At 61.4% G+C, this 11,721-nt stretch carries 4 protein-coding genes; 3 read left to right on the top strand and 1 reads right to left on the bottom strand.

Features of this window, described 5'->3' with window-relative positions:
* Positions 1-18: 18 nt before the first annotated feature.
* From treZ to treY, 3 genes are read left to right on the top strand one after another with little or no spacing between them, the layout of a single operon-like run.
* Entirely contained in the window at positions 19-1,938 is a 1,920-nt protein-coding gene (gene treZ / locus QCE64_RS33690) for a malto-oligosyltrehalose trehalohydrolase (RefSeq protein ID WP_310008464.1), read from the top strand.
* Positions 1,935-4,130, top strand: coding sequence for a 4-alpha-glucanotransferase (gene malQ, locus QCE64_RS33695; protein ID WP_310008466.1), 2,196 nt, complete (start codon positions 1,935-1,937; stop codon positions 4,128-4,130). Before treZ ends, malQ begins: the two co-directional genes overlap by 4 nt.
* Positions 4,127-7,069, top strand: a complete 2,943-nt coding sequence (treY, locus tag QCE64_RS33700; protein ID WP_310008469.1) for a malto-oligosyltrehalose synthase — start codon at positions 4,127-4,129, stop codon at positions 7,067-7,069. Before malQ ends, treY begins: the two co-directional genes overlap by 4 nt.
* Before the next feature lie 36 nt (positions 7,070-7,105).
* Here treY and QCE64_RS33705 read toward each other — a convergent pair whose 3' ends face one another.
* On the bottom strand, positions 7,106-11,650 hold the full coding sequence (locus QCE64_RS33705) for a hypothetical protein (protein WP_310008471.1): 4,545 nt from the start codon (positions 11,648-11,650) through the stop codon (positions 7,106-7,108).
* Between the last annotated feature and the right edge of the window lie 71 nt (positions 11,651-11,721).

Consider the following 11,721-nt stretch of genomic DNA (forward strand, 5'->3'; position numbering starts at 1 on the left):
AGAACCAGGCAGGCCACCATGTCCGAACGTCCGATCGATCCGCACAAGCATCAACATGCGTATTGCCTTCCTTTCGGCGCTCATCTGACGGGCGCCGCGCGCGAACATCCGCGCACGCGCTTTCGTTTCTGGGCGCCGTCGCGCGAGTCCGTGCAAGTCGAAATCGAGCGCGCCGGCGGCGTGCCGGAGCAGATCGCCATGCAGCCCACCGGCGACGGCTGGTTCGAAGCGGAAGCCGATGGCGGCGCGGGCACGCTGTATCGCTACCGGCTCGACGAGAATCTGGCCGTCCCCGATCCCGCGTCGCGCTTTCAGCCTCAGGACGTACACGGGCCGAGCGAAGTGATCGACCCGCGCGCGTACCGCTGGACCCACACGAACTGGCATGGCCGGCCCTGGGAAGAGACGGTGCTGTATGAACTGCACGTCGGTGCGATGGGCGGCTATGCAGGCGTCACCGCGCGCCTTCCCGAACTCGCGCAACTGGGCGTGACGGCCATCGAACTGATGCCGCTCAACGACTTCTCCGGCAGCCGCAACTGGGGCTATGACGGCGTGCTGCCGTATGCGCCCGACTCGTCGTATGGCCGTCCGGACGAACTGAAGCAACTGGTCGATACCGCGCACGGACTGGGACTGATGGTGTTTCTCGACGTGGTCTACAACCACTTCGGCCCGGACGGCAATTATCTGGATGCCTACGCGAAGACCTTCTTCCGCGAGGGCGTGCATACGCCGTGGGGACCGGCCATCGACTTCGAACGGCCGCAGGTGCGCGACCTGTTCTTCGACAATGCCCTGTACTGGCTCAACGAATATCGCTTCGACGGCCTGCGCCTCGATGCGGTGCATGCGATCAACGACGACGAATGGCTGCGCGAGTTGTCGCAACGCATCCGCAGTTCGGTGGAGGCCGGCCGGCACGTGCATCTCGTGCTCGAAAACGAACACAACACCGCGAACCTGCTGGAAACGCACTTCGAAGCCCAATGGAACGATGACGCGCACAACACGCTGCACGTGCTGTTGACGGGCGAGAGCGAGAGCTATTACGGCGCCTATACCGACCATCCCATCGAGAAGCTAGCGCGGATTCTCACCGAAGGCTTCGCGTATCAGGGCGATCCCTCGCCGATCCACGACGGCAAGCCGCGCGGCGAGAAGAGCGCGCACCTGCCGCCGACCCGCTTCGTGATGTTCCTGCAGAACCACGATCAGGTGGGCAATCGTGCGATGGGCGACCGCCTGCGCGCGCTGACCGATGACGAAGCGCTCCATGCGGCAACGGGCCTGTTGCTGCTTTCGCCGCAGATTCCGCTGCTGTTCATGGAGGAGCAATACGGCTCGACGCAGCCGTTCCTGTTCTTCACCGACTATCACGACCAGCTCGCCGACGCGGTGCGCGAAGGGCGTCGGAAGGAGTTCGCGAAGTTCTCCGCGTTCACCGATGAAAAGCGCCGCGCGCAGATTCCCGATCCGAACGACGTCAAGACCTTCGAGATGTCGTCGCCTCATGCGGTCAGCAACATCGCCAGTTCGACCCACAAACAGGACGAGGAAGACCGGCTCGCCTGGCTGCACTTCTATCGGTCGGCACTGACGGTGCGCGCGAAGCTCATCACGCCACGCCTGAAGGGTGCCAAGGCGCTGGGCGCGACGGTGCTCGGCGAAAAGGCGCTGGTCGCGCGCTGGAAACTCGGCGACGGCGAAACGCTCACGGTCGCTTTGAACCTCGATGAAGCGCCCGTCGCGCTCGGCGAGACGCCGCAGGGAAAGGTGATCTTCGAGACGCCCGCGCGTGCGCAGGATCGCAGCCGCGACGGCGAACTCGGCGGCCGCACCTTCCTCGCGTGGCTGACCGGCGATGTGAACGAGTACGCGATCGCGCATGATGCGCGCCATTTCGAACCGGCGTCGGCCGAAGGAAAGAAACTGTGAGCGCCGCCGACAAAACCGCTGCCGGTGCGTCGAGCAGCATCGAAACCCTCGCGGCACGGGCCGGCTTCGAAGTCGAATGGCAGGACGCGCACAAGCAAATGCGGCGCGTTCCCGAAACCACGCTGCGCATCCTGCTGGAGAAGCTGGGCCTGCCCTGCGGGAATGCCGCGCAGATCAAGCAGAGCATGGCCGCCATCGACGCCGAAACCAGCGGCCGCAAGCTGCCGCCGCTCATCACGGCCGAAGTGGACCGCGCCATCGCGCTGCCGGTGTCGGCGGCGAAGTCGGGGGCACGTTATCGGATCGAGCTTGAAAGCGGCGAAGTGATCGACGGGCGCTTCACGTCGCCGAAGGGCGAGACCGCACTGCTCTCGCCCATCGCCGAGCCGGGATATCACACGCTCGTCATCAACGACCATCGCACGACACTGGCCGTCGCGCCCGCGCGCTGCTACACGATCGACGACGCCTGGCGCGCGCTCGACGATGACGCTGGAAGCGCGCCGCCGCTGTGGGGCGTCGCGGCCCAGGTCTACGGACTGCGCCGCAATGGCGACGGCGGCATCGGCGATTTCACCGCTCTCGCCTCGCTCGCCACGCAGACGGCGCGGCGCGGCGGCCATGCGGTCGCCATCAGCCCGATGCACGCGATGTTCAGCGCCGAGCCGAACAAGTTCAGCCCCTATTCGCCGTCGTCGCGGCTGTTCCTCAACGTCGCGCATGTCGATCCCGCCGCGGTGCTCGGCGCGCCCGCCGTGCGCGCAGTCGTCGAACGACTCGGTCTCGCCGACGAACTCCGCGCGCTGGAAGAACTGACGCTGATCGACTGGCCACGCGCCAGCCAGGCGCGCCTCGCGATTCTCCGCGCGTTGTTCGACACCTTCTCGCAGGACCACGATTCCGCCTTCGCGAAGGACTTTGCCGCATTCGTCGAGGATGGCGGACGCCCGCTCGAAGATCACGCGCGTTTCGAGGCCTTGCAGGCCGTGCAACTCGCCGAGAACGGCGAAGGCCACTGGCGCAACTGGTCCGAAGCGTTGCGCGATCCGCGCAGCGAGGCGGTCGCCGAATTCGCCAGCGCCAATCGCCGGGAAGTGGACTTTTATCTCTTCACCCAATGGCTCGCGGCGAAAGGACTGCTGCATGCCCAGCACGCCGCGCGCGATGCAGGCATGGCCGTGGGACTGGTCGCCGATCTCGCCGTGGGCTGCGACAGCGCCGGCAGTCATGCGTGGTCGTATCGCGATGAAATGCTGACCGGCGTCTCCGTGGGCGCGCCGCCCGACCTGTTCAACCAGGCAGGTCAGTCGTGGGGGCTGACCACCTTCTCGCCGCGCGCGATGCGCACGCAAGGCTTCTCCGCGTTCATTGACATGCTGCGCTGTGCGTTCAAATGCGCCGGCGGCATCCGTATCGATCACATTCTCGGCTTGCGCCGCCTGTGGCTCGTGCCGGAAGGCGAAAGCGCCAAGGACGGCGCGTATCTGCGCTATCCGCTGGAAGACCTGCTGCGTCTGATCGCGCTGGAATCCTGGCGGCATCGCGCGATCGTGGTCGGCGAAGATCTCGGCACGGTGCCGCCCGGTTTCACCGAGCGTCTCCAGGAACACGGCCTGCTGGGCATTCGCGTGCTGTGGTTCGAGCGCGAAGTGGACGGCCCCGGTTTCAAGCCGCCGCGCGAATGGGACAGCGGCGTCACGGCGACGACCACGACGCACGATCTGCCGACCGTCGCCGGATGGTGGCGCGGCGAGGACATCGTGTGGCGCTCGAAGATCGGCCAGACGATGGCGCGCGCCGACGGACGCGATGCGGTGGAAGTAGCGCTGGAAGAACGTGGCGATGATCGCGAACATCTGTGGCGCGCGTTTCAGGAGGCAGGTATCGCGCCCGCCGACGTCGAAGCGCCCGACGTGGACAACCCGCCCGTGGACGAGGCGCTGGCCTTCGTTGCCGCGACGCCCGCACCGCTCGTCACCTATCCGCTCGAAGACCTGCTGGCGCTGGTGGAACAGCCCAACCTGCCCGGCTCCATCGACGAGCATCCGAACTGGCGCCGGCGGCTGGCCCTGCCCGTGGATGAACTGTTTCTGGACGACACCTTCGCCGACCGGCTGCTTGCCGCCGACACCGCGCGCAAGCGTTCTGCCCAACCGAACGAACCCACTTCGAATCCGACCGACTCACCATGACCGTTCCGCGCTCCACGCTCAGGCTCCAGCTGCACAAGGACTTCACTCTCGACGACGCCGCCGCGCTCGTGGACTACTTCGCGTCGCTCGGCGTGAGCCATGCGTACGTCTCGCCGATAACGACCGCCACCGCCGGCTCCACGCATGGCTATGACGTCGTTGATTACACGCGGATCAATCCCGAACTCGGCGGCGAAGACGCGCTGCGCCGTTTTGTCGAGAAGCTCCGGGCGCATGACATGGGCCTCATCGTCGATATCGTGCCGAATCACATGGGCGTGGGCGGCTCGGAGAACGCGTGGTGGCAGGACATTCTCGAATGGGGCCGGCACGCGGCGCACGCGCGCTTCTTCGATGTGGACTGGCACTCGCCGGACCCGGCGCTGCGCGGCAAGGTGCTCGCGCCGTTCCTCGGCGCCTCCTATGGCGACGAGTTGCAGGGCGGCAAGATCAAGCTCGAATATCGCGCGGATGAAGGGCGCTTCGTGATCGCGTATTACTCGCACGCGTTTCCGGTGTGTCCCGTCGACTATCCTGCCGTGTTCCAGGAAGCGCCTGAACTGGCGCAGCGATTCGCCGGCCTCACGACGCAACCCGCCGACCAGCCGCGCGCCGCCGATGCGCGTACGGCGCTCATTACGATCGCGGGGACCGAAGGCGGTCAGGCCGCGATCGAGGCGATCCTCGCCGCGCATTCGTCCGATACACCGGCAGGCCGCGACCGTCTGCATCGCCTGCTGGAGCGCCAGCATTATCGGCTCGCGTGGTGGCGCACTGCCGCCGACGAAGTGAACTGGCGGCGCTTCTTCGATGTAAGCACGCTGGGCGGCGTGCGCGTCGAGCGTCCCGAAGTGTTCGAGGCTTCGCACGCGCTGATCTTCCGGCTCTTCACCGAAGGGCTGATCGACGGCGTTCGCGTCGATCACGTGGACGGGCTCGCCGAACCGCGTGAATACTGCCAACGTCTGCGCGCGCGGCTCGAAGAGTTGTCGGCGGCGCGGCCCGAAGCGTTGAGACACGGCAACGGCCATACGTACTTCGTGGTCGAGAAGATTCTCGGACGCGGCGAACCGTTGCGGCGTGACTGGCAGGTGGACGGCACAACCGGCTATGACTTCATGAACGACGTCGGCGCGCTGCTGCACGATCCGGCCGGCGCCGAACCGCTTGCCGCACTGTGGGCCGAGCTCACGGGCAAGAGCGCGAACTTCGCGGATGAAGCGCTCAGCGCGCGTCGCAAGATTCTCGCCGAGAACCTCGCAGCGGAACTGGATCGCGTGACGCGCGCGTTGCACCGTATTGCGCGCGATGCACAGAACACGCGCGATTTCACCTTTACGTCGATTCGCCGCGTGGTCGCGGAACTGGTCGTGCACTTCCCGGTGTATCGCATCTATCCGCTGGGCAGCGTGCGCAGCGCCGAGGACGAGCGCTTCTTTTCGCAAGCGCTGGACGCCGCGTGCGCGACGCTTCCGCGCGCGGATCATGTCGTGCTCGATCAGGTCGCGCAATGGCTCGGCGGCAAGCTGCCCGACGAAGCGCCGCAGGAGGCGCGCGTCGAACGGGGACGAGACCGCGCGGCGGAGCGCAGTCGTGATCGCGACCGGAATCATGCTCAAGCGCAAGGCCAGGCGCAGGCCGGACAGAATGCACAGCAGCCGTCGAGCGGCTCACAACGCCGCGCCGCCCAGACCTTGTTCTCGCAACTGACCTCGCCCGTGGCGGCGAAGGCGGTCGAGGATACGGCGTGCTATCGCTATGGCCGGCTCATCTCGCGCAACGAAGTCGGCGCGGACCCGGGCGAGTTCGCGTTGTCGGTCGCGGATTTTCATGCGGGCAACAAGGAACGATTCGCCGCGTTCCCCCACGCGATGCTGTGCACGGCCACGCACGATCACAAACGCGGTGAGGACGTGCGCGCCCGCATTGCGGCGCTGAGCGAGATTCCGGATGAATGGGCGGCGACGCTGCGGCAATGGTCCACGCTGAACACGCCGCTGCGGCGCGGCGCGAATGGAGGTTTGGCCGAAACCGGCGACATCAATGATTGGGCCCCCGGTCCCGCCGCGGAAGCGATGCTGTATCAGACGCTCGTCGGTTGCTGGCCGCTTACGCTTGCGCCGGACGATGAAGCAGGCGTTCACGAACTGGCCGAGCGCGTTGCACAGTGGCAATTGAAGGCATTGCGCGAAGCCAAGCTGCGCACCAGCTGGTTCGCGCCGGATGAAGCCTATGAACAGGCGTGCAAGGACTTCCTGTTCGATATCGTCTCGCCGCAAAGGCGCAATGGCTTCCTGCAGGAACTGTCGGCGTTCGTCGCACGGCTTGGGCCGCTGGGCGCGGTGAACAGCTTCCAGCAAACGCTCTTGCGGCTGACGGCGCCCGGCGTGCCGGATCTGTATCAGGGCACGGAGCTATGGGACTTCAGCCTCGTGGATCCCGACAATCGCCGGCCCGTCGATTTCGATCTGCGGCGCAAGTGGCTTGCGGAGATCGAGGAGAAAGGCGCGCCGTCCGAGCAGATCGGCAACTGGCGCGACGGGCGTGTGAAGCTGGCGGTCGTGCGACGCGCGCTGGCATTGCGCAAGCATTGCGAGTCGCTGTTTGCACAAGGCGAGTACATTCCGCTCGAAGTAACGGGTGAGCAAGCCGGACATGTGATTGCCTATGCGCGGCATGCGGGCAGTGCGTTTGCAGTTGTTGTCGCGACGCGGCTCGCAGCGCCTCTGCTCGACGCAGACGCGGACCTGCCGCTGGTTGCAGCGGAGCGCTGGGGCGATACGGCTATCGTGCTGCCGGAAGCGCTGCACTCGCGTGCGCTGTTCGACTGGCTGAGCCCGAATGCCCCGAAGGCCGAAGGCGCGCAACTCCTCGTACGCGATGCATTGGGCGCGATGCCGGTGGCATTGCTCGTGGAAGAAGGGGTGCCCCGGCCTTGAGCGTGCGGTTCGGCGGGCAATCCGGCTTGCGGTGTCTCATTGGAACCACTTCCATAGCAAGGGATCGTTGACCCCCGCCTGTGAGAACCGCGTGGTGAAATCGGCGAATCTCGCCGGATCCGCCTTGATGTCGCTCAGCACGATGACGAGGTAGCAAAACAGATCGGGGTCCGCCGCCCTTGCGGCCGTCGCGCTCTCTCCGGGAGACAGCGTGCGATCTGTTCTGAGCAGGCTGGAGATATCCACGCCCACCTCGTCGCCCGTCGCATTCCATCCCCGCGAACCCGCTTCGACGAACGCCGCTGAAGGTCTTGCGCTTCGCGGCTGTCCCTCGAACAAAAAGATTCCATATGTCTGCGACAGTTGATCGATGAACAACTGTCTGTCTGCATCCGAAAGCGTTGCCAGACGCAGCGGCTCCGACGCCAACAGTGCATCCCACTTTCGAAGGGATCTTCTGTTGCTCGTCGTCGCGACGAATCCTTCCCGGATCACGTTCCGACAGAGCTCGTTCGCTCGCACGAGATACGCTGTGACGTCGTATTGATAGGCCGATACATCAAAGTTATCGTCCCGTATTGCCATCGGTATGATCTCTGACCGCGCAATGAATCGAGTGGGCTCGGTAATCCTGTTTTCGCTGACGAATCCCGGACCTGTTATGGCACCAGCCTGTTGATTGTGATCAGCGTCCACGTCGTTCCCGTTGATCGAAGCGGCCACATCGCGCGTCTGCGCAAGATCGAAAGCCGAGCCCGGCATGGCGGACAGCCACGCTCCTTCCTGATTGTTCAAGTAGGCTACATCGTTTGAAACGCTGACCTGTGCCAGGTATCCGATGATATTCGCCACATTGCTCGCGAAGCTGTGAATGGCCGCCTCACCGGCGTCCTGCCAGAACATCTGAAAGACCTTTTGTACCTTCACTTGAATGTCCGACGCATCGCTCGTCGCGACATTCCGCGCCGAGCGCAGCAGCGTGAGTGCATCGCTCTTTGCACGGCGCAGTTCCTGCACCCTGCTTTTTGCCTGATCCGATGTCCGGTCGACGCCAGGGCCTGCCCACATCGGCGAAACCGAGCCCCCGCCGCCTCTGGGCGATGTGGTTTCGACCCAGTCGGCAAACCTTCGGCGAAGCCATGGTGCAAACGGCGCGGAGTGATTGGATAGGGAGGCCTGGAAGAAATTTGGGTCCCATTCGATTTCGTAATAGTCTTCCTTGACCTTGATGTAGTAGATCGCGTATGGATTCTCGTTGACCGTGACGGTGATCTCGCTTCGGTAGATGTCAGGCCCGACTCGCTGAACTCTTCCCTTTGGCTTCGCCGGCGCTTTCCCCAGCGCCGCAATCTTCGCGGGAAGAATGGCATTTTCCAGGAAGCCTTTGACGAGGTGTATATCCGAAAAAATCTCGAATGGAGACCGGGGCATGATAAGCAGTCGGTTCTTTGAAATCAGCCCCCTGAAATTGAGCGTCAGTGGATTGAACGGAACGCTGAAGGGGAAGAACAGCTCATAAAGCATGCTGACAACCTCTCGGCCAACTTTCAGCATCGCCTTTTTCGGTATCTGGGCGGCCACGTGATTGATCAACTGACGTCCGTGCAAGCCAGTGCGTATGCCAAGCGTCCACATCGACATTGGCCTGATTCCCTTGACGATCTTAGCCGTGGCCCGAGCGCTGGGAATAACGGTCAGAAGAAGGGAGGTGACGTCCACGAGAATCGCGAACGGATCGACCCTGTAGCTCTTGTCCAGACTGGCTTTGCGGACCTCGCTATAGAACAATACGAAGAAACCGATCCACTTGTCTGTCTGCGAGAGTTCAAGCATTGAGGTGTAGAGCAGGTCGGTCATGACGTCCAAGTCCCGCTCCGTTTCCCGAAGCAGATAAGGCACAAGTTCAGTGCCGAGGACAGTACCCTCCGGCACCCTGATCTTTTCTTGCGTGGTGGTGAACTGGTACTCAGGGCCGCCGGATTCCGCCTTGTCGTCTACCTTATACTTGACTTCACCAAAATATACGCTTTGCTCTTTTCCATAGGCCGTGAGATTGGAGAGTGCTTCACCAAGATAAGACTGCATGGCCTTGAGTGCCTCGCCATAGTCTCGTACATCGTTAGCCGACATCGGCATTGCCGGCAGCCATTCCATGCCGGTTTTCCACTCGGTGACACTCTTCTCAATCGTGGTGCTCCAACGCTCGGGCAATCCTTCTGTTGTCACGCTTTTTGAAATGAAATAGAACAGACATGAGTTGTCTCTCAGCTTGATGAAATGCGCCCGACTCTTCGCACCGACCCAATCGATGTCCAGATTCACAATGGTCTGGATGTCATACATGTTTTCGTAGCGAAGTTGTACGTTTTCCAACCCGCTTCTGACCAGCACGCCAGCATCGTACGAGAGCCCTGCTTCCCGGTAGCTATCAAACTGTTTCTTGTAATTTTCGTAACGCTCGTTACCTGAACCCATCAGCGATGACGGCTTGACTTCTGCAAGAGACACATAGGGTTGAGGTTTGCTGGGAAGCACCGCATAAGGGTGCAACATCTGACTTTGTTCCAGGAAGGCAGTGCGCAAGCCCTCGTGATCCTGCTCTCGAATATTGTCGAGACTCTTCGACGTTGTACTGATCGTGTAGATCAATACAGCCAAGAGCGCAAGATCCGTGTGGCAGAATTCAATTTCGTTCGAATCTTCTTCGTAGATGATGTCCGACGCGAACTGGACACAATCCGTTATATCCGTATAGCGGCCTTTTGGCCGGATCTTTTTGTCTTTTATCTTTTGGCCAACGGCACCAATCAGTTGCTGGAATCTTGATATCTCCGAGTATCGCTTCCACAAGAAATAGCTTGCCGAGTCCGCCTCGGCGTCAGCTGATTCATTGTTTTCGCCACGCGGTTTCCTTGATTGCGATCTGAGCGCGACTTCGGCCAGCGCGCCGGAATACTGAGCCCAGAGTGTGCGTTGATTGACGTCGTCACGTTGCGACTCCCAATCGATCGGGAACGAGTATTTCTTTTCGAGGGATTTTCCCCTCTCGAGACCCGCTCTGTATGCTTGCCATGTTCTCTTGTAATCGTCTTCCGACCCAAGTTGCTTGCGCCGATCCTCCAAGGCATTCTTCTTTGTTTCCAGCTCCTTGTGTGTCTTTGTCAGCCAGGAGAGATAATTTTTTGCCCAAATCAAGTTATGCGTCTGATCGTTCGACTTGAGCAAGTAGTCCCACAACACCTCGCTCGCCAGTATCAGCTTATCTCCAAAACTTACATCGCTGAAGATCTGGCTTGGCTTCCCCGTCAGAATATGAATCGCTTTCTTCAGGACATCTTTGGTCGTGGTAATCGACTTAGAGAGATTGCCCTGCTGAGCCTCGATATCGTTCAACTCTCCGTCGATTTCCTCAAGTGCGGTGACTGAATTTGTGGGATCCGCTGCGTCGTCCATCGCTGCGGTGTCGATACGTTCCGTGACGTCTTCCCCAGCGAGAATCCTGCTCAACTGAACAAGAACCTGCGGGGAGAATTCAAGATTCGTGAGTCCGGTTTTGACTTCGCGACCAAAAAATGCAAGCAGCTGCGTACTGAGTATCATGACGGATATCCAACTCTCGTCAGAACCGCCTGCTCTGTTTTCTTTTTCAAGGCGGCTCAGGCACACCGACACGATCCGGAGCACTTCCGGCGCATCCATCAATGGACGCCTCGCCCATTGCTTCTCTGCCTCTCCAACCAACCTGACTCCCATCCGTCCTTGAGACATCATGATTTTCAGGCACTCGGTGAGCCATGGCGGGGTGGGCCGCCCTCCCCACTCCGGCGTCCAGTTCCGGTCGTTCAGGCACAACCGCACGTCATACGGGCTCCCATCGCTGAAAGAAACATGAACGACGCCTTCAGATGCATTCTTCCATTCGAATGGCCAGTACTTTCCAGCCAGGAACATCTTGAGTTCCGAAGGCTCGCCAAGGAGATCGTGATACAGGCTTCCGTCCTTCCCAGGCAGCTGTCCCGCGTAGGTATAGGTTCCTTCGCTGCCAAATCTGCGAGCCAGTTCCAACAGCAACGGCGAGGCGCTCGTATTGCTTGCGCCTGCAACCGTGCGCATTCCGTCCAGCATTCCCTGGTCATTCATGATGGACGGCAGCAGTCCCTCCCTTTTACTGAACACCAGGTGCAGCAGGTATGGCTCGTGTTCGAATTCATATCCGATATGCCCGTATAACGCGAGATCGCTGCTTGCAATGGGACCATCTTCATGACTCGATTCCTTCAAGTCGAGTTTTCGATAGCAATCGTCCTTCCGATAGTAGTAGCTCTTGGTCACCACCGTATTCCAGGCACTGTCGACAACCGAAAAGACACCGTGCCCCAGATCTGTACCTCCCCGAAACACCATGCAATTAGGAATTGCGCCTGATACCGCCAATCTGCGATCGATAACCTGGTCGGCAAGTGGTTTCGTGGACGGCAACAACAGCGGTTTAACTGTCCTGCGATGACGTGCAGCGAACCTGTGAAAGGTTTCAAGCGTGTGAAAGACGTGCACTTCACCGTTCGCAAAGACTGCCGGCATCCAGCCTCGAGGTTCATCATAGACAAACAACGTCTTGTCACTATTGGCCTTTCCGTGAGTGACGTGTCCCG

The sequence above is a fragment of the Caballeronia sp. LZ043 genome, from assembly GCF_031451075.1.
Taxonomy (GTDB): Bacteria; Pseudomonadota; Gammaproteobacteria; order Burkholderiales; family Burkholderiaceae; genus Caballeronia.

Bases quoted from the DNA above. Each gene is read 5' to 3' on its own strand.
- treZ (WP_310008464.1), top strand. From the start codon at position 19: ATGTCCGAACGTCCGATCGATCCGCACAAGCATCAACATGCGTATTGC.
- treY (WP_310008469.1), top strand. From the start codon at position 4,127: ATGACCGTTCCGCGCTCCACGCTCAGGCTCCAGCTGCACAAGGACTTC.
- QCE64_RS33705 (WP_310008471.1), bottom strand. From the start codon at position 11,650: ATGCCGGCAGTCTTTGCGAACGGTGAAGTGCACGTCTTTCACACGCTT.